Origin of the sequence: Pseudomonas sp. A2 (assembly GCF_023100865.1) — a bacterium.
Lineage (GTDB): Bacteria > Pseudomonadota > Gammaproteobacteria > Pseudomonadales > Pseudomonadaceae > Aquipseudomonas > Aquipseudomonas asiatica.
The window spans coordinates 3,687,537-3,705,354 of the sequence record NZ_CP039127.1; the positions used below are offsets into that span (position 1 = coordinate 3,687,537).

General features: G+C 65.0%; 15 protein-coding genes. 7 read left to right on the plus strand and 8 right to left on the minus strand.

Going from position 1 to position 17,818, the window contains the following annotated elements; genetic code table 11:
- The first annotated feature begins 91 nt into the window (after positions 1 to 91).
- From E5221_RS16970 to E5221_RS16980, 3 genes are all read left to right on the plus strand, one after another.
- Positions 92 to 2,263, plus strand: coding sequence for a malate synthase G (locus E5221_RS16970; RefSeq protein WP_247846046.1), 2,172 nt, complete (start codon positions 92 to 94; stop codon positions 2,261 to 2,263).
- A gap of 547 nt (positions 2,264 to 2,810) precedes the next feature.
- A complete protein-coding gene (locus E5221_RS16975) occupies positions 2,811 to 3,149 on the plus strand; it encodes a hypothetical protein (protein WP_061551706.1) in 339 nt (112 codons plus the stop codon).
- A gap of 185 nt (positions 3,150 to 3,334) precedes the next feature.
- The gene (locus E5221_RS16980; protein WP_182329451.1) at positions 3,335 to 4,768 is read left to right on the plus strand and encodes a PLP-dependent aminotransferase family protein; all 1,434 of its coding nucleotides are present in this window, start codon (positions 3,335 to 3,337) and stop codon (positions 4,766 to 4,768) included.
- Here E5221_RS16980 and E5221_RS16985 read toward each other — a convergent pair.
- Together E5221_RS16985 and E5221_RS16990 are read right to left on the minus strand one after the other, a co-directional pair.
- Positions 4,761 to 5,957: a CynX/NimT family MFS transporter gene (locus E5221_RS16985; protein WP_182329450.1), complete on the minus strand. Its 1,197-nt coding sequence runs from the start codon at positions 5,955 to 5,957 to the stop codon at positions 4,761 to 4,763. The two genes, E5221_RS16980 and E5221_RS16985, sit on opposite strands and share 8 nt — an antisense overlap.
- A complete protein-coding gene (locus tag E5221_RS16990; RefSeq protein WP_039613922.1) occupies positions 5,954 to 6,412 on the minus strand; it encodes a nucleoside deaminase in 459 nt (152 codons plus the stop codon). Before E5221_RS16990 ends, E5221_RS16985 begins: the two co-directional genes overlap by 4 nt.
- Before the next feature lie 316 nt (positions 6,413 to 6,728).
- On the opposite strand from E5221_RS16990, the gene E5221_RS16995 reads away from it, so the two are divergent.
- Positions 6,729 to 7,166 (plus strand): carboxymuconolactone decarboxylase family protein, encoded by a 438-nt coding sequence (locus E5221_RS16995; protein ID WP_023661771.1) that lies wholly within the window; start codon positions 6,729 to 6,731, stop codon positions 7,164 to 7,166.
- A gap of 130 nt (positions 7,167 to 7,296) precedes the next feature.
- On the opposite strand, the gene E5221_RS17000 is transcribed toward E5221_RS16995, so the two are convergent.
- Positions 7,297 to 8,307 carry an AraC family transcriptional regulator gene (locus E5221_RS17000; RefSeq protein WP_182329449.1) on the minus strand — a complete coding sequence of 337 codons (1,011 nt, stop codon included), beginning with the start codon at positions 8,305 to 8,307 and terminating at the stop codon, positions 7,297 to 7,299.
- Positions 8,308 to 8,475: 168 nt separating this feature from the next.
- Here E5221_RS17000 and E5221_RS17005 point away from each other — a divergent pair, with 168 nt between their 5' ends.
- The 3 genes from E5221_RS17005 to E5221_RS17015 are packed head-to-tail and all read left to right on the plus strand — an operon-like array spanning position 8,476 to position 11,116.
- Positions 8,476 to 9,660 carry an acetyl-CoA C-acyltransferase family protein gene (locus E5221_RS17005; protein ID WP_061551710.1) on the plus strand — a complete coding sequence of 395 codons (1,185 nt, stop codon included), beginning with the start codon at positions 8,476 to 8,478 and terminating at the stop codon, positions 9,658 to 9,660.
- Positions 9,661 to 9,673: 13 nt separating this feature from the next.
- A complete protein-coding gene (locus E5221_RS17010) occupies positions 9,674 to 10,522 on the plus strand; it encodes a 3-hydroxybutyryl-CoA dehydrogenase (protein ID WP_013973109.1) in 849 nt (282 codons plus the stop codon).
- Between the two features lie 12 nt (positions 10,523 to 10,534).
- Positions 10,535 to 11,116: a TetR/AcrR family transcriptional regulator gene (locus tag E5221_RS17015; protein WP_061551712.1), complete on the plus strand. Its 582-nt coding sequence runs from the start codon at positions 10,535 to 10,537 to the stop codon at positions 11,114 to 11,116.
- Positions 11,117 to 11,226: 110 nt separating this feature from the next.
- On the opposite strand, the gene E5221_RS17020 is transcribed toward E5221_RS17015, so the two are convergent.
- Genes E5221_RS17020 through E5221_RS17040 form a run of 5 tightly spaced genes read right to left on the minus strand, consistent with a single transcriptional unit; the run spans position 11,227 to position 17,726 of the window.
- Positions 11,227 to 11,604 (minus strand): response regulator, encoded by a 378-nt coding sequence (locus tag E5221_RS17020; protein ID WP_003256176.1) that lies wholly within the window; start codon positions 11,602 to 11,604, stop codon positions 11,227 to 11,229.
- Positions 11,605 to 11,648: 44 nt separating this feature from the next.
- Positions 11,649 to 12,875 (minus strand): hybrid sensor histidine kinase/response regulator, encoded by a 1,227-nt coding sequence (locus E5221_RS17025; RefSeq protein ID WP_247846048.1) that lies wholly within the window; start codon positions 12,873 to 12,875, stop codon positions 11,649 to 11,651.
- Positions 12,869 to 13,444, minus strand: coding sequence for a chemotaxis protein CheB (locus E5221_RS17030; RefSeq protein WP_013973112.1), 576 nt, complete (start codon positions 13,442 to 13,444; stop codon positions 12,869 to 12,871). The genes E5221_RS17025 and E5221_RS17030 overlap by 7 nt, the downstream gene beginning before the upstream one ends.
- Positions 13,441 to 14,262 carry a protein-glutamate O-methyltransferase CheR gene (locus tag E5221_RS17035; RefSeq protein ID WP_003259474.1) on the minus strand — a complete coding sequence of 274 codons (822 nt, stop codon included), beginning with the start codon at positions 14,260 to 14,262 and terminating at the stop codon, positions 13,441 to 13,443. Before E5221_RS17035 ends, E5221_RS17030 begins: the two co-directional genes overlap by 4 nt.
- Positions 14,259 to 17,726, minus strand: a complete 3,468-nt coding sequence (locus E5221_RS17040; protein ID WP_247846049.1) for a response regulator — start codon at positions 17,724 to 17,726, stop codon at positions 14,259 to 14,261. The genes E5221_RS17035 and E5221_RS17040 overlap by 4 nt, the downstream gene beginning before the upstream one ends.
- Positions 17,727 to 17,818 lie beyond the last annotated feature (92 nt).

Genomic DNA, 17,818 nt, shown 5'->3' on the forward strand with positions numbered 1-17,818 from the left:
CTTGTGAAAGCCCTGTGGGAGCGGGTTCACCCGCGAAAGGGCCAGCAAAAGCAACATTTACCCAGAAGACTGAACATCGAGCGAACAGACAATGCCAAACCATCCACTCCAGATCGCCCCCACCCTGCAGCGCTTCATCGAAGATGAGGTCCTCCCCGGCACCGGCATCGAAGCCCGCACCTTCTGGCAAGGCTTCAGCACCTTGATCCACGACCTCGCACCACAAAACCGCGCCCTGCTCGCCGAACGCGAGCGCCTGCAGACAGAACTCGACAACTGGCACCGCCGGCACCCCGGCCCGATCCGTGACATGGCCGCCTACCAGCATTTCCTGCAAGGCATCGGCTACCTTGTAGAGCCCCCGGCAAGCGTGCAGGTCAGCACCCGCAACGTTGACCGCGAGATCGCCGTGCAGGCCGGCCCGCAACTGGTGGTGCCACTGAGCAACGCCCGCTACGCCCTCAACGCCGCCAACGCCCGCTGGGGCTCGCTGTACGATGCCCTGTACGGCACCGATGCCATCGCCGAAACCGAGGGCGCCGAGCGTGGCCAGGGCTACAACCCGCAACGCGGCGCCAAGGTGATCGCCTATGGCCGGCAGTTCCTCGACACCGCGGCCCCTCTCGACGGTGCGTCGCACAACGACGCCAAGGCCTACGCGATCAGCCAGGGCACGCTGCAGGTAACCCTGGCCGATGGCCGCCAGGTCGGCCTCAGGCACCCCGCGCAATTGCGTGGCTACCAAGGTGAGCCGAACACGCCAACAGCGATCCTGTTGCAGCATCACCAGTTGCATTTCGAAATCCAGGTTGACCCAGCCAACGCCATCGGCCGGCAGGACCCGGCCGGGGTCAAGGACATCCTGCTGGAGGCCGCGCTCACCACCATCATCGACTGCGAAGACTCGGTAGCCGCCGTGGACGCCGACGACAAGGTCAACGTCTACCGCAACTGGCTCGGCCTGATGAAGGGCGACCTCAGCGAACAGGTCAGCAAGGGCGGCAAGACCTTCGAACGCACCCTGGCCGAAGACCGCCACTACCACGGCGCAGACGGCCAGCCCCTGACTCTGCCGGGCCGTTCGCTGCTGTTCATCCGCAACGTCGGCCACCTGATGACCAACCCGGCCATCCACGACCGCGATGGCCGGGAAATCCCGGAAGGCATCCTCGATGCCGTGGTCACCAGCCTGATCGGCCTGCATGACCTCAAGCGCCGTGGCAATTCCCGCGAGGGCAGCCTGTACATCGTCAAGCCGAAGATGCACGGGCCGGCCGAGGTGGCCTTTGCCGACCAGCTGTTCGGCCGCGTCGAAGCCCTGTTGGGCCTGCCCGCACACACGCTGAAGATGGGCATCATGGACGAGGAGCGGCGTACCAGCGTCAACCTCAAAGCCTGCATCGCCAGCGCCGCGTCACGGGTGGTGTTCATCAACACCGGCTTCCTCGACCGCACCGGTGACGAGATGCACACGGCCATGGAAGCCGGCGCCATGCTGCGCAAGGGCGACATGAAAGGCAGTGCCTGGATCCAGGCCTACGAGCGCAGCAACGTGCTGGTGGGGCTGGCCTGTGGCCTGCGCGGCAAGGCGCAGATCGGCAAGGGCATGTGGGCCATGCCCGACCTGATGGCGGCCATGCTGGAACAGAAAGTCGCCCAGCCCAGGGCCGGCGCCAACACGGCCTGGGTGCCCTCGCCCACAGCCGCGACACTGCATGCGCTGCACTACCACCAGGTGGATGTGACGGCCGTGCAGCAAACGCTGGAACAGGTTGACCTGAATGCCCAGCGCGCCGAGTTGCTGCATGACTTGCTCAGTGTCCCGGTCAGCCCCGAGCGGCCCTGGAGCGCAGCCGAAATCCAGGCCGAGCTGGACAACAACTGCCAGGGTATCCTCGGTTACGTGGTGCGCTGGGTCGAGCAAGGGGTGGGCTGTTCCAAGGTGCCGGATATCCATGATGTGGGCTTGATGGAAGACCGTGCGACCTTGCGGATTTCGGCGCAGCACATTGCCAACTGGCTGCACCACGGGGTGGTCGATGCCGAGCAGGTCGAGGCGACCTTGCAACGCATGGCCGGCGTAGTCGACCAGCAGAATGCCGGGGACCCGGCGTACCGGCCGATGACGGCGGGCTTCGAGGCATCGCATGCCTTCCGCGCTGCGCGGGAGCTGGTGTTCAAGGGGCGGCAGCAGCCCAGTGGCTATACCGAACCGTTGCTGCATGGCTGGCGCTTGCGTTTCAAGCAGGAGGTTGGGCGCTGATGCTGACAGGGGCCGCCATGCGGTCCAGCCGTATAAAAATGCTTGGCGTGGGTTTTGTGGCGCCGGTGAGGTCGAGCGCCGCCCGCGCGGCGCATCGCGAGCTACGCTCGCTCCTACGTTTGTTTCGGGCCAATTAATCCTATGGGATTTGCGCGCGAACGCCTTGGCGCATGGCTCATTATCGCGTCGTACAAACAAGGCGGTCGCGCGCAGATGGCGCAGGCATGACTGGCCTGAAACAAACGTAGGAGCGAGCGTAGCTCGCGATGCGCCGCGCGGGCGGCGCTCGATTTACGCACCACCTCAAAACTCAAGACAGGCACTTGATAGCCTTAACCCCATCTCCAGGCGAGCACATCGCCGGTTGCTCACTCCCCCCATTTCGTGATGAACCATGCGCCGTCCTCTCGCCAGCTTGCGGTGTCACTCCTGCATCTTCAGAAAACTCCTACGCGCTGCTCGGATGCGTCCTACTTGTTGCCCCCTGCCCACTGAAAACATGATCGGCACTGGATGACGCAAGGTCGCGATCCAGAGGAGGTTCCGCATGCACCTGTACGCCCACCCCACTGCCGAATTGCGCAGCACCCTGCGCGAATTGCTGGCCCATGACATGAACAACCCGGACGAAGACCCCCACCTGTCGGGGGTGATGTTCTTCTGCGCCACCGATGAACGCTCCCGCCAACTGATCGAGCGTATCGAGTTGCTGGCCAGCGAGTTGTTCTTCGACCCGAACGGGCGGGCCATCACCGAGCATATGAAAGCGGCGGCGGTGGAAGGCGTGCGCATCAAGCGCAACCGCAAGGCGCCGGCGGACGAGACGGTGATACGTATCGCGCTGGCAGACAAGGGCTACATCACGGTGAGTACTGCCCGGTTCTGAGCATCAGCTTGCGGTCTCGCTCTTGTAGGAGCGGCCTTGTGTCGCGAAAGGGCTGCGCAGCAGCCCCGGGAATTCAGCCTCAACGCAGATATCGCCGGGGCTGCTGCGCAGCCCTTTCGCGACACAAGGCCGCTCCTACACAGCCAATCCGCTATCCTGAGCACTTCCCCGCTCCGGACCGCTCCATGGAACTGCACATTCGCCTGGAAGGCCGCAAAGGCCTGGCCGACCAGCTTTACCAGCAATTGCGCGCCGGCATCGACAGCGGCCACCTGGCCGCCGGCACCCAACTGCCGCCAAGCCGCCTGCTGGCAGAGCAGCTGGGCGTGTCGCGCAAGACCGTGGCCGAGGCCTATTCCCGGCTGACCTACGACAACCTGCTGAGCGGCGTGGTCGGCCGGGGCACCTTCGTCACCCCGCGCCAGTCGCTGCGCAGCAGCGAATCGCCCGCCATTCCCCTGGCTGGTGCCGCGTCGCTCGAGCGCTGGCAGCAGCGCGCCACCGTGCTTAGCCGACGCCAGCTGGAGGCTCCGTCGCGTTACGACTTCATCGGCGGGGCCTCGAGCAAGGCGCAGTTCCCGTTCGACCAGTGGCGCAGTTGCCTGAACTATGCCCTGCGCCGCAGCCAGCGCCATCCCGAACGGCAGTTCCCTGCCCAGGGCCTGCCGGAGCTGCGCGAGGCCATTGCCCATCATGTCGCCTATGCCCGCGGCGTGCACTGCAGCGCCGCTGACCTGCTGGTGTGCAACGGCGCCCAGCAGGCACTGGACCTGATCGCACGGGTACTGGTCGAGCCGGGTTGCCAGGTAGCCATGGAAGACCCGGGCTACCCGCCAGCGCGGCAACTGTTCCTGGCCCTCGGCGCGCGCCTGCAATCGGTACCGGTGGACGATGAAGGGCTGTGCGTGGAGCAGATCGCCGACGGCACCCGGCTGATCTATGTGACGCCCTCGCACCAATTCCCGCTGGGCATGCCGATGAGCGAGCCACGCCGGCACGCCCTGCTGGCACGGGCCGCCGAGCTGGGTGCGTTGATCATCGAAGACGACTACGACTGCGAGTTCCGCTACCACGGCCCAGCCGCCGACGCTCTGCAGCGCCTCGACCGCCATGGCCTGGTGGCCTATGTGGGGACCTTTTCCAAGACCTTGCTGCCCGAGTTGCGCCTGGGCTACGCCGTACTGCCGCCCGACGTGCTGAAGGCCGCCTGCGTGGCCAAGCACCTCAGCGACTGGCACAGCCCGACCCTGTTGCAGTGGGCACTGGCGCGCTTTCTCGGCGAAGGCCACCTGAACAAGCACATCCGCCGTTGCCACGAGGTCTACAGCGCCCGTCGCGAACGCATCCTCGCACGGCTGGGCGGCGACCTGGCACCGTGGTTCAGCGCCATCCCCGCCAGTGCCGGGTTCCACCTCAGCGCCCTGGCCAAACCTGGGGTCGATGTCGAGTTGCTGGCCAACCTCGCACGCAAGGTGGAAGTCGGCCTGTACTCGCTGGCGCCGTTCTTCAGCGAAGCGCCAGTGCGCCCGGGGCTGTTGCTGGGCTTCGGCGCCATCGAGCTGCTGGACATCGACCCGGCGCTGGACCGGGTGCGCGACACCCTGCAGCGCCTCAGTTGACCGGTGCGGCCTTGCCCGCGACTACCGGGCGGGCAATCGCCGCGGCATAACCGCGTGGGTTGAACCACGTGGTAACCAACAGCATTGCCACCACGGTCACGGTCAGCAGCGTCCACGAGGCCTGGAAATCACCGCTCATGTCGCGCAACCAGCCGGTGACGTAAGGCACGATGCCGGTGATGATGAAGCCGATGCCCTGCACGAACGCCGCCAGGCTGCCAGCCTCGGCAGGCGTCTTCAGGTGCTCCAGGGTCAGCGTCAGGCTCTGGCTGAAGCAGGCGCCCAGGCCGAAACCGATCATCGCCACCCACAGCCCCGAGGCCAGCGTGGGTGCCAGCAGCAGGCCGAGAAAACCCACCAGCTGGATCGCCAAGGCCAGCCACAGGCCCGGGCGTCGGTCTGCCCAGCGCCGCAGCAACAGCGGCAAGCCCAATGCACCGGCCACCTGGAAGATGGTCATCAGGCCAACCAGGTCGGCACCGCCCTGGGCGCTGCCACCATGCTCGATGTGATAGGCCGGCAACCAGGCCACCATGCTGGTGTAGCCACCGTTGATCAAGCCAAAGTACAGCGCCAGCAACCAGGCCCGACGCGTACCGAACCAATGACCGCCGGCGGCACCGGCCAGTTTCGGCGCCTCCTGGCGTGGCCGCAGCACGGCCCAGGCCAGCACCGCCAGCACAGCCGGGATCGCCCACACGCCCAGGCCGACCTGCCAGTGGCCGAAGTAGCCACTGATGTGCGGCCCAAGCACGGCGGCCAGGCCGCCGCCGCTCATCAGCGCAGCCGAATACAGGCCCATCGCCCCTGCCAGGCGGCCGGGAAACCAGCGGTTGACCAGCCCCGGCATCATGCCCTGCACTACCGCCACCCCCAGGCCGGCGACCACCGCACTGGCAATCAGCGCCCAGGCACTGCCCAGTTGCAGGCGCCACAGGCAGGCCAGGGCGATGGCAGACAGGCCAGCGAGCATGCCGCCATGTTCGCTGATCCAGCGCCGCAACCAGGTTTGCAGCAAGGGCACCAGGCCCATGCACAGCACCGGCAACGCCGTCAGCAAGGCCGCCTGCTGGTAACCCAGGCCAGTACTTGCGCGCATGGGTTCGAGCAACGGGCCGATGCTGGTCAGGATCGGCCGCAGGTTCAGTGCCAGCAGCATGACCAGCAGCAGGTTCAGTGCCGCTCTCATTGTGCGTTGGCCTGTTTCCACTCAAGGTAAAGACCGGCTTCGCCGCTGGGCTTCAGGGCGCGCAGCGGCAGGCTCTGTTGCTGGGGCGGGCGAGCCATCTGCGCGTATACCGCCGCGGTGGACAAGCCGTAGGGCTCGCCCTCGGCGTTGTCGTAGGCAAACCAGGCCCGCTCGATGCCACACAGGTGCATGGCCGCCAGGCACATCGGGCATGGGTGGCCGCTGGCGTAGATTTCGGCGCCGTCCAGGCGTGCCTGACCCAGGGCATGGCTGGCCTTGCGGATGGCCTGCATCTCGGCGTGGGCGGTCGGGTCCTGGGTGCTGTGGATCTCGTTGACCGCACGCGCCAGCACCTGCCCCTGGTACACCAGCACGGCGCCGAAGGGCCGGCCACCGGCCTGAATGTTGGCGCGGGCCAGGTCGAGCGCTTCGCGCATGTAGCGTTCTTCGGACATGAATCGGTTCCCCTGTTGCAAGACCTGATCATTATCCGGGCTTCGGCGGCCTGGCAGAAATGAAGAGATTGGATGCCTGTCAGTGGCCTCCCGAATGGCCGATTGGCCTCCCGTTTATGCGCGTGATTGGCTATCGGGGAGGACCTGGGCCGGCGCTACCATCAGCTCACTTTCAACCAGCAACGCATTTCCCTGTAGGAGCAGGCTTGCGCTGCGAAAGCGCCATGCGCCAAATCGGCACTGCCCGCACGGGCGCTTTCGCAGCGCAAGGCTGCTCCTACAGGGACGATGCCAGCCTCGAATACTGGAGATAAACATGCACAACCGTATCGAATGGGCCAAGCACGCGCCCGAAGCCTACAAAGCCATGGTCGGCCTGGAGCAGGCCTTGGCCAAGAGTGGCCTGGAGAATTCCCTGCTGGAACTGGTGCGCCTGCGGGCTTCGCAGATCAACGGCTGCGCCTACTGCGTCAACCTGCACGCCAACGATGCGCGCAAGGCCGGTGAGACCGAGGCACGCCTGCAGACCTTGTGCGTCTGGCAGGAAACCGCCTACTTCACCCCGCGCGAACGTGCTGCGCTGGCCTGGGTGGAGAGCCTGACCAGGCTGCCCGAGCACGGCGCGCCGCAGGGCGAATATGAAGCCTTGCAGGAACACTTCGAGCCGGCCGAGGTGGCCAACCTGACCCTGGCAATTGCCGCCATCAATGCCTGGAACCGCTTCGGGGTCGGGTTTGCCATGGTGCCGGCCTGATCACTCTTGACTGCCTGTGCCGGCCTCTTCGCGGGTAAACCCGCTCCCACAGGTACAGCACATTTTTCAGATTCTGTGAGTCCCCTGTGGGAGCGGGTTCACCCGCGAAGAGGCCGGCACAGGCAACATCTCAACGCCCGGCCAACCGCGCCCGGTAGCTGCCGGGGCTCTGCCCGGTCCACTTCTTGAATGCCCGGTGAAACGCACTGGGCTCCTGGAACCCGGTCTGCTCGGCAATCTCGGCAATGCTCAACTCCCCTTCGCGCAACCGCTCGAAGGCCATTGCCCGGCGCACCTCATCCTTGATCTGCTGGTACGAACGCCCTTCCCGCTCCAGCTGCCGACGGAAAGTACTGGCACTGACCCCCTGCTGCTGCGCCAGCGCCGCCAGCGTCGGCCACTGCCCATAACGCCGCGCCCGCAGGTGCCGGTACACTTCGGCCACCAGCCCGTTCTGGTTGCGAAAGCGAATCACCAGCCCCTGCGGCGCACTGCGCAGGAAGGTTTTCAGGGCCGCCATATCCTGCACCACCGGCAGGCGCAGGTAGGCGCTGTCGAACTCCACCTCGGTGCGCCCGCTGCCCAGGCGCAGGTCCGGCCCCCACAGCAGCAGGTCGTCTTCCTGGGCCGGGCGCGACACCGCCAGCTCGGTGCGGTCGATGGCGATCCGCCGCCCGGCCAGCCAGCACAGCATGCCGATCATCAGCACCAGGTAGGTTTCCTCGGCATACACCCGGGTCAGCGGGTCGGCGATGCTCGACTGCACGCTGATCAGCGCCCGCCCGCCACGCACCGTCAGGCTGCCGCGCAGATCGCGCAGGAACAGGCCAAAACCGCCCATGCACTGGCGCAAGGCCTTCTCCAGGTTCGGCTCCAGGATCAGGCCCCGGCAGATCAGGGCGAAACTGCCCGGCGGCATGCCGTGGCTGTCGAGGCGGAAGAACTCATCGTCCAGGCGCTGGATCAGCGCCAGCCACAGCTGGGCGAAGGCCTTGGCCGGTACACGCGCCTGGGGCTGCTCGAGCAGTTGTGGGTCGATGCCCACCGCACGCAGCTGCGCATCGCGTTCGGCGGGGCAGTCGCGCAGGGCATGGAGCATGGCATTGAGGAAGTACACGGCGACCGAATCGCTATCGCGCATGGCGGTTTTCGCTGTCTATGCTGAGTGGCAAAAAGTGCCAGGTTGTCTGAACAGTTCCGGCATAGGCTGCAACAGAGCCTTTGCCTAGACTCGGTCCCACTCCGGGATCGTCGGCCATTCTCGCAGAGCCTGGCCCGGTCCCGCCATGCCTTCGCAATCGGAGCCCCTATGAGCAGCGCAGAAATCTACGTCGTCAGTGCCGTCCGTTCAGCCATTGGTGGTTTTGGCGGTTCCCTCAAGGACCTGCCGCTGGCCGACCTGGCCAGCGCCATCACCCGCGCCGCCATCGAGCGCTCGGGCGTGGCCGCCGAGCAAGTCGGCCACCTGGTGATGGGCACGGTGATCCCCACCGAACCGCGTGACGCCTACCTGGCCCGCGTAGCGGCAATGAACGCCGGCATCCCCAAGGAAACCCCGGCATTCAACGTCAACCGCCTGTGCGGCTCGGGCCTGCAGGCCATCGTCTCGGCAGCCCAATGCCTGCTGCTGGGCGACACCGATGTGGCCGTGGCGGCGGGCGCCGAATCCATGAGCCGTGGCCCGTACCTGCTGCCGCAGGCACGCTGGGGCGCTCGCATGGGTGACCTGCAAGGCATCGACTACACCGTCGGCGTGCTGCAGGACCCGTTCGAACACTTCCATATGGGCATCACCGCCGAGAACGTTGCGGCCAAGCACGGCATCACCCGCGAAATGCAGGATGAACTGGCCCTGACCAGCCAGCGCCGCGCTGCCCGCGCCATCGCCGAAGGCCGCTTCAACAGCCAGATCGTTCCGCTGGAACTGAAAACCCGCAAGGGCAGCGTGCAGTTCAGCACTGACGAGCATGTGCGTGGCGAGGTGACCGCCGAGCAACTGGCAGGGATGAAGGCGGTGTTCAAGAAAGACGGTACCGTCACCGCCGGCAACGCCAGTGGCATCAACGACGGCGCTGGCGGCCTGGTACTGGCCACTGGTGATGCGGTGCGCCGCCTGGGCCTGAAGCCCCTGGCCCGCCTGGTGGGCTATGCCCATGCCGGCGTCGAGCCTGAACTGATGGGCCTTGGCCCGATCCCGGCCACCCGCAAGGTGCTGGAGAAGACCGGCCTGAGTGTGCAGGACCTGGACGTGATCGAGTCCAACGAAGCCTTCGCTGCCCAGGCCTGCGCCGTGGCTCGCGAACTGGGCTTCGACCCGGAAAAGGTCAACCCCAACGGTTCGGGCATTTCCCTGGGTCACCCGGTGGGCGCCACCGGCGCGATCATCGCCACCAAGGCCATCCATGAGCTGCAGCGCATCCAGGGCCGCTATGCCCTGGCCACCATGTGCATCGGTGGTGGCCAAGGCATCGCCTTGGTCTTCGAGCGCGTCTGAGGGAGCCTGACACATGAGCATTGAACAGATTGCCGTGATCGGCGCAGGCACCATGGGCAACGGCATTGCCCAGGTGTGTGCGGTGGCCGGCTACCAGGTGCTGCTGGTGGACGTGTCCGACGCTGCGCTGGAGCGCGGCGTGGCCACCTTGAGCAAGAACCTCGAGCGCCAGGTCGCCAAGGGTACCCTCGACGCCGACAAGGCGGCAGCTGCCCGCACCCGCATTCGCACCAGCACCGACTACACCCAGCTCAGCAGCGCGCAAATGGTGATCGAAGCCGCCACCGAGAACCTGCAGCTCAAGCAGCGCATCCTGCAGCAGGTGGCCGCCAACGTCGCCGCCGACTGCCTGATCGCCACCAACACCTCGTCGCTGTCGGTCACCCAGCTGGCGGCCAGCATCGAGCACCCCGAACGCTTCATCGGCGTGCATTTCTTCAACCCGGTGCCGATGATGGCGCTGGTCGAGATCATTCGCGGCCTGCAGACCAGCGACAGCACCTACGCCCAAGCGCTGGTGGTGACCGAAAAGGTCGGCAAGACCCCGATCACCGCCGGCAACCGCCCTGGGTTCGTGGTCAACCGCATCCTGGTGCCGATGATCAACGAAGCGATCTTCGTGCGCCAGGAAGGCCTGGCCAGTGCCGAGGACATCGACACCGGTATGCGCCTGGGCTGCAACCAGCCGATCGGCCCGCTGGCCCTGGCCGACCTGATCGGCCTGGACACCCTGCTGGCGATCATGGAGGCCTTCCATGAAGGCTTCAACGACAGCAAGTACCGCCCTGCCCCGCTGCTCAAGGAAATGGTCGCGGCCGGTTGGCTGGGGCGCAAGAGCGGCCGCGGTTTCTTCACCTACTGAGGAGCGAACACCATGCCCCCGGTCAATGCCGCGATGCGCTGTGCCAACTTTGAAGAGCGACGTGACCGGGCCATGGCGCTGTTTGCCGAAAAGGGCTTCGGCCAGGTCAGCATGCGCGAGCTGGCGGCCCATGTGGGGCTTACCGCAGGCTCGCTGTATCACCACTTCCCCAGCAAGCAGGACCTGCTGTACGACCTGATCGAGGAGTTGTACGAGGAATTGCAGGCCACCCTGGACCAGGGGCGCCGGGCAATGGCTCGCGGGTCGTCGGCGCTGAGTTGCCTGATTGCCGCGCACTGGCAGCTGCATGCCGAGCGGCCCATGCAGTTTCGCCTGGCGGAGCGCGACTTCTGTTGCCTGAGCGACGACCAGCAGGCGCGCCTGGCCTTGTTGCGCAAGCGCTATGAGGCGGGGTTGCTGAGGTTGATCGCACCGCAGGCGAAGTTGCAGGGGGAGGCCTTGATGGCCACGGCGCATGTTGTGGCGACACTGCTTAACCAGTTGCCAGGGTTGTTGAAGGCCTTGCCCGAAGAACAGGGGTTGGGGTTGATGGAAAGCATGCTGGTGGGTGGGCTGGAGCGGACACTGCGCTAGCCTGTTCCGGCCCTTTCGCGGGTAAACCCGCTCCCACAGGATCTGTGCAAGTCTCAAGGTTTGCACAGTTCCTGTGGGAGCGGGTTTACCCGCGAAAGGGCCAGTGCAGGCTAGCGCAGGAGCGACTGGATCTGCTCGTGCAAGGTATCCAGGTCGAACGGCTTGGCCAGGATCGGTGCCTTGCGGGTGATCGGGCTGCCGGACTCGAGAATCTCCGCCGGATAGCCGCTGATGAAGATCACCTTCAGGTCCGGCCGCAACTTCACTGCCGGCTCGGCAATGTCCACCCCGGAAATCCCGCCCGGCAAGCGGAAGTCCGTTACCATCAGGTCGAGGTGCGGCTTGCTCGCCAGGATCGCGAACGCCTGCTCGCCATCCTCGGCCACCAGCACGTGGTAGCCCTCGCCTGCCAGATAGTCACGCAGGATCATGCGAATCGCCGGTTCGTCCTCGACCACCAGTACTACATCTTGTGCATCTTCACTCATGTCAACGCCTTGAAATACTTACAGCTGGCCATCAGACCCCAGGCTCACGCAGAGGTTGCCCTTGCCTGGTCGTTTTGTTGTTCGCAGGTTGCCAGTGGCAATTGCAAGGTGAAGGTGGCGCCTTTGCCCTCTTCACTCTCCACCAATATGCGCCCGCCATGGGCCTTGACGATCTGCTCCGATATGTACAGCCCCAGGCCCAACCCACCACTGGCCTGCTGGGTGGCGACCCGCTCGAACTGCTGGAATATGCGCTGCTGGTTGGCCACGCATATACCAATGCCATGGTCCTGCACCTGCACGCAGGCCTGGCCGTCCTGCTCGAACACCCGCACCTGCACCGGTTTGCGCTCACCATAACGCAAGGCATTGGACAACAGGTTGGCCAGCACCTGCTCGATGCGGAACTCGTCCCACTCACCCTGCAGCGGTTCGCAGCGTTGCAACTCGATATGGGTCTCCAGTGCGCTGGCCTGGGCGGCAAAGTTCTCCACCAGGCCACGCACCAGCAGGCCCAGGTCGAACGCCTTGGGCCGCAGCGACAGTTTGCCGGTGCGGATGCGCGATACATCGAGCATGTCTTCAACCAGGCGGATAAGGCTGTTGATCTGCCGCTCGTCGCGCTCGACCATGGCCTGCAGCTTGTCGACGCTGAAGGCGGCAAGGTTGCCGCGTGCCAGGTGCAGCTTGCGCAGCTGGGTTTCCAGAATCAGGCCATTGAGCGGGGTGCGCACCTCGTGGGACACGATCGACATGAAGTCATCGCGCATGCGCACGGCATGCTCCAGTTCACCCCGCGCCGTCTGCAGCTGGGCCAGCAGCAGCTCCTGCTCCTGGCGGCTGCGTTCCAGGGCCTGCAATTGGCGGTCGAGCACCTTGCGCTGGCGGTACAGGTCGACGAACACCGACACCTTGCTCTTCACCGCCAGGGTGTCGAGCGGCTTGTGCAGAAAGTCCACCGCGCCGCTTTCATAGCCTTTGAACGCGTAGTTCATCTCACGCCCGGCGGCAGTGACGAACACGATGGGGATGTTGCGGGTCTTTTCCGTGCCGCGCATCAGCTCGGCCAGCTCGAAACCGTTCATGCCCGGCATCTGCACGTCGAGAATGGCCAGGGCGAACTCGTGCTCGAGCAACAGTGACAACGCTGCCTCGGCCGACTGGGCCTGGTGCACCTCGCGGTCTTGGCCCTGAATCAGGGCGTCGAGGGCCAGCAGGTTTTCTGGCAGGTCGTCGACGATCAGCAGTTTGGCGATGGTGTGGCTTAGCATGCGCTGGGTTCCAGGGCGGCGAGCAATCGCTCGATGCCACTCAGAGAAAGAATATGGTCGGGCTGGTGCAGGGCCAGTGCGGCCTCCGGCATCAGCGCCACCTGTGCGTCGCAAGGGTCCTGGACCACGGTCCGGCCCCCGTTGCGCTTGATATAGGCAAGGCCTTCTGCGCCATCCTCGTTGGCCCCGGTGAGCAACATGCCCAGCAGGCCGGCACCATAGGCATCGGCCGCCGACATGAACAGGTAGTCGATCGCCGGCCGGGAAAAATGCACCGGCGGCTCCTGGCTCAGCGACAGGGTCAGGTCACGCTCCACCGACAGGTGATAACCCGGCCCGGCCACGTAGATCTGCCCGGGGCGCAGCGGCTGTTTGTCACAGGCCTCGCACACTGGCCGCCGCAGGCGACGTTGCAGCACCTCGGCCAGCTGGCTGTGGCGGTCATCCGGCAGGTGCAGCACGCATATCACCGGAATGGCGAAGCCGGCCGGCAACGCGCCCAGCACACTGAATAGCGCTGTAACGCCGCCGGCCGAGGCGCCGATCACCATCGCGCGTACGCCTTTCATGACTTGCGGTAGATCCGTTCGGGCTTGACCAGCGGCTCGAAGCGCTCGCTGTAGGCGGAGAAATCCACCGATTCCTTGCTGCCCAGCACCAGGAAGCCGCGGTGGCACAGGGACTCGTGGAACAGGCCCAGGGCGCGGTCCTGCAGTTCCTTGTTGAAGTAGATGAGCACGTTGCGGCACGACACCAGCTGGGTTTCGGAAAACACGCTGTCGGTGGCCAGGCTGTGGTCGGCGAAAGTCACGTTGTCCCGCAGGGTGCTGTCCATGATGGCGTTGCCGTAGGCTGCCGTGTAGTACTCGGCAAAGTCCCGTCGGCCACCGGCGATGCGATAGTTTTCGGCGTACTCGCGCATGCTCTGCATCGAGTAGATACCCTGCTTGGCCTTGTCCAGCGAATGCGGGTTGATGTCGGTGGCATAGATGATGGTGCGCTCCAGCAGGCCCTCCTCGCGTAGCAGGATGGCCATCGAATACACCTCCTCGCCCGTGCTGCAGCCGGCAATCCACACCTTGATCGACGGCCAGGTGCGCAGCAGCGGCACCACTTCGTTGCGCAGCGCCAGGTAGTGCCCCGGGTCGCGGAACATCTCGCTGACCGGGATCGTCAGGTACTGCAGCAACTGCATGAACATGCCAGGGTCGTGCAGCACGCGCTCCTGCAGCGCCGACACCGTCAGGCAGTCGAACTGGCGCAGCGCATGCAGGATCCGGCGCTTGATCGACGCGCCGGAATAGTTGCGGAAATCGTAGCTGTACTTGAGGTAGATGGCCTCGATCAGCAAGCGGATTTCGATATCGGTGTTACGTTCGCTAGTCAAATTCGCTCCAGTTGCGGCAGCCACACACGGATCAGCGAGAACAAGCGGTCCAGGTCGATCGGTTTGGCCAGGTAATCGTTGGCGCCAGCCTGCAGGCAACGCTGCTGGTCATCCTTCATCGCCTTGGCGGTCACGGCAATGATCGGCAGCTTGCGCCAGCGTGGTTGCTGGCGGATCAGCCGGGTAGCCTCGAAGCCGTCCATTTCCGGCATCATCACATCCATCAACACCAGGTCGATGTCGTCATGCTGCTCCAGGCGCTCGATGGCCTCGCGGCCGTTGCGGCCGATTTCGACGATCGCGCCCTTGTGCTCCAGCGCGCTGGTCAGGGCAAAGATGTTGCGCACGTCGTCGTCCACCAGCAGCACCTTGCGGCCTTCGAAAACCTTGTCGCGGCTGCGCGCGGTCTTGAGCATGCGCTGGCGTTCGTTGGACAGCTGCGACTCGACCTTGTGCAGGAACAGCGTCACTTCGTCGAGCAGGCGCTCCGGCGAGCGGGCGCCCTTGATGATGATCGAGCGCGAATACTTGAGCAGGTCGGCTTCTTCTTCGCGGGTCAGGTTGCGCCCGGTATACACGATCACCGGCGGGAAGGCACGGATGTCTTCGGCGGTCATGCGCTTGAGCAGCTCGTTGCCGAGCATGTCGGGCAGCTTGAGGTCGATGATCATGCAGTCGTAGATGTTCTCGCGCAGCAACGCCAGGGCATCCTGGGCCATGGCCACGGCGGTGATCTCGACATCGTCGTCGCCGATCAGGCGGGCAATGCTCTCGCGCTGCAGGTCGTCGTCTTCCACCAGCAGGATGTGCTTGAGCTTCTGGGTCAGCTTGGCCTCCAGCCGGGCGAAAACTTCCTTGAGTTGTTCACGGCTGGTGGGTTTGACCGCGTAGCCGACGGCACCCATGTGCATGGCGGCCTCGACGCGGTCCTCAACGGAAATGATATGCACCGGGATGTGCCGGGTGCTCGCTTGCTCCTTCAGGCGTTGCAGCACGGTCAGGCCGGAATGGTCGGGCAGGCGCATGTCCAGCAGGATGGCATCGGGGATGTACTGCACGGCCAGTTCGAAGCCCTCGTCGGCGCCCTGCGCCACCAGGCAGCTGTAACCCAGCTCGTGGGCCAGGTCGAAGAGGATGCGGGCGAAGTTCGGTTCGTCTTCGATCACCAGGATGCAGCGGTTGCCGAACGGCGCGCGCTCACGGTCATCGGCAAACACTGGTGTCGGGCGTTTCGGTGCCGCCACCACTGGCGCCTGCGGCGCGGGTGGCAGGCTATCGACCGCAGGGCGCAGGCTGAGCGGCTCGATATCCTGCGCCACGCGCTCATAGCGCTCCGGCAGGATCAGGCTGAATACACTGCCCTGGCCGGGGCTGCTGTCGACGCTGATCTGCCCACCCAGCAGGTGCGCCAGGTCGCGGGAAATGGACAGGCCCAGGCCGGTGCCGCCATAACGGCGGTTGCTGGTGCCATCCACCTGGTGGAAGGCGCCGAAGATCGCCTGCTGCTGGTCGGCGGCGATGCCGATGCCGGTATCGCGCACGGCAAAGACGATGCCGGTGCCAGGCTGGTAACCGATGTTCAGGCTGACCTGGCCGCGCTCGGTGAACTTGATGGCGTTGGACAGCAGGTTCTTGAGAATCTGCTCCAGGCGCTGGCGGTCGGTGAACAGCGTGGCCGGCACCTGCGCCTCGGTGGTCACCTCGAAGGCAAGGCCCTTGTGCCCGGCCAACGGCTCGAACATGCCACGCAGGCCTTCGACCAGGCGTTCCAACTGGGTGCTTTCGGGGCGCACTTCGAGCTTGCCTGCTTCCACCTTGGCGATGTCGAGAATGTCGTTGATCAGGTTGAGCAGGTCGTTGCCGGCCGAATAGATGGATTCGGCGAACTTGACCTGCTCGTCGCTGAGGTTGCCCTCGCCGTTTTCCGCCAGCAGCTTGGCCAGGATCAGCGAGCTGTTCAGCGGCGTGCGCAACTCGTGGGACATGTTGGCGAGGAATTCGGACTTGTACTTGCTCGAACGCTGCAGTTCCTCGGCGCGCGCCTGCAGCTCGTCCTGGGCCTGGAGCAGTTCGTCGTTCTTGCGGTCCAGCGCCTCGGTGCGCTCCGACAGCTGCTCGTTGGTCTGCTCAAGCTCCGCCTGCTGGGTTTCCAGGTGGGCCTGGGACTCCTTGAGCACGCGGGATTGCTCTTCGAGCTCTTCGTTGGCGGTTTTAAGTTCTTCCTGCTGCACTTGCAGCTCTTCGTTCAGTTGCTGGGTTTCGGCCAGCACCTCCTGCAGGCGCTGCCGGTAACGGGCGCTTTCGATGGAAATACCGACGTTGCCACGGACCCGCTGCAGCATCTCTTCGTCACGCTCCTGCAACGGCCGCAGGAAGCCCAGCTCCAGCACGCCGTTGATCTGCCCGTCATCACTGCAGGGCATCAGCATGGCACTGCGCGGCAGGCCTCGGCCCAGGCCGGAGCTGAGTTGGAAATAGTCTTCGGGCAAGTCGTCCAGGCGCAGCAACCGCGCTTCGCGCACGGCCTGGGCCAGCAGCCCCTCGTGGTCACCCAGTACTTGCTCGCGCGCCTGCTCCTCGGCATCCAGGCCATAGCTGGCAACACGCACCAGGCGGCCATGTTCGTCACGCACGTACAAGGCGCCTACCACGCTGCCCAGGTAGCTGGCGAAGAAACGCAGGATGTTGTCACCGAGCATGGGCAGGGTCAGCTGGCCGAGCACCTGTTCGGACAGTTGCGTCTGCCCGTTGCGCAGCCAGGCCTGATGCTCCAGGCGCTCGGCGGCGCGCTGCTGGGCCTGGAAGTTTTCGTCATAGGTAGCGGACAGCGCCAGCAGGTCGCGCCGCCCGAGGTAGGCCAGCAAGGCGCTGAGGCCGACGATGAACAGCACGAAGGACGACATGACCGTGACGGTCACACTGTTGACCCGCTCGTTGCGCGCCATGCGCAATTGTTGTTCGCTGCCGATGAGGTTGTCGAACTCCTTGCGGATCTCATCGGTCAGGCGCTTGCCGCGGCCGTTGCCGATCAAGGCGCGGTAATCACCCTGGCTGCGGCGCAAGTTGATCATCTCGCTGCCAAAGGTGTTCCACGCTTGCTGCAGGGCGATCAGCCGGTCGATGCGTTCGACCTGTTGCGGGTTGTCCTCGACCATGCCGCGCAGGCTCTGCAGGCTGCCGAAAATGCGTGGCTTGGCCACCTCGTAGGGGTCGAGGAAACGCTCATCGCCGGTGATCAGGAAGCCACGCATGCCGGTTTCCATGTCGATCGACAGTTTGACCGCTTCGTTGGCATTGCCGATCACCCGGTCGGTGTGCTCGACCCACTGCAAGGCCGAAAGCAGGTAGTTGATCACCGCAACGAAGGCTACGGCCCCCAGCAGGCCAACCCCCAGGGGTAGGCCGACGTTGCGGCTCAACAGCTTGCGGAAGCTTCGCTGGTCCATCGAGGCTGCTTGAATCATGTGAAAACGCCCGAGCTAAAAGTCCATTGAAAAGTGTGGCGGATCTGTCTTTGTCATTATCTGCCACTGCGCCGTCCTGTTAAGCGAGTCTA

Excerpts from the sequence above, each read along its gene's own strand:
- E5221_RS16985 (WP_182329450.1), bottom strand. The coding sequence starts at position 5,957 with ATGAGAGCGGCACTGAACCTGCTGCTGGTCATGCTGCTGGCACTGAAC.
- E5221_RS17040 (WP_247846049.1), bottom strand. The coding sequence starts at position 17,726 with ATGATTCAAGCAGCCTCGATGGACCAGCGAAGCTTCCGCAAGCTGTTG.
- E5221_RS16995 (WP_023661771.1), top strand. The coding sequence starts at position 6,729 with ATGCACAACCGTATCGAATGGGCCAAGCACGCGCCCGAAGCCTACAAA.
- E5221_RS17025 (WP_247846048.1), bottom strand. The coding sequence starts at position 12,875 with ATGCTAAGCCACACCATCGCCAAACTGCTGATCGTCGACGACCTGCCA.
- E5221_RS16975 (WP_061551706.1), top strand. The coding sequence starts at position 2,811 with ATGCACCTGTACGCCCACCCCACTGCCGAATTGCGCAGCACCCTGCGC.
- E5221_RS16990 (WP_039613922.1), bottom strand. The coding sequence starts at position 6,412 with ATGTCCGAAGAACGCTACATGCGCGAAGCGCTCGACCTGGCCCGCGCC.
- E5221_RS16980 (WP_182329451.1), top strand. The coding sequence starts at position 3,335 with ATGGAACTGCACATTCGCCTGGAAGGCCGCAAAGGCCTGGCCGACCAG.
- E5221_RS17005 (WP_061551710.1), top strand. The coding sequence starts at position 8,476 with ATGAGCAGCGCAGAAATCTACGTCGTCAGTGCCGTCCGTTCAGCCATT.
- E5221_RS17030 (WP_013973112.1), bottom strand. The coding sequence starts at position 13,444 with ATGAAAGGCGTACGCGCGATGGTGATCGGCGCCTCGGCCGGCGGCGTT.
- E5221_RS17000 (WP_182329449.1), bottom strand. The coding sequence starts at position 8,307 with ATGCGCGATAGCGATTCGGTCGCCGTGTACTTCCTCAATGCCATGCTC.
- E5221_RS17010 (WP_013973109.1), top strand. The coding sequence starts at position 9,674 with ATGAGCATTGAACAGATTGCCGTGATCGGCGCAGGCACCATGGGCAAC.
- E5221_RS17020 (WP_003256176.1), bottom strand. The coding sequence starts at position 11,604 with ATGAGTGAAGATGCACAAGATGTAGTACTGGTGGTCGAGGACGAACCG.
- E5221_RS16970 (WP_247846046.1), top strand. The coding sequence starts at position 92 with ATGCCAAACCATCCACTCCAGATCGCCCCCACCCTGCAGCGCTTCATC.
- E5221_RS17015 (WP_061551712.1), top strand. The coding sequence starts at position 10,535 with ATGCCCCCGGTCAATGCCGCGATGCGCTGTGCCAACTTTGAAGAGCGA.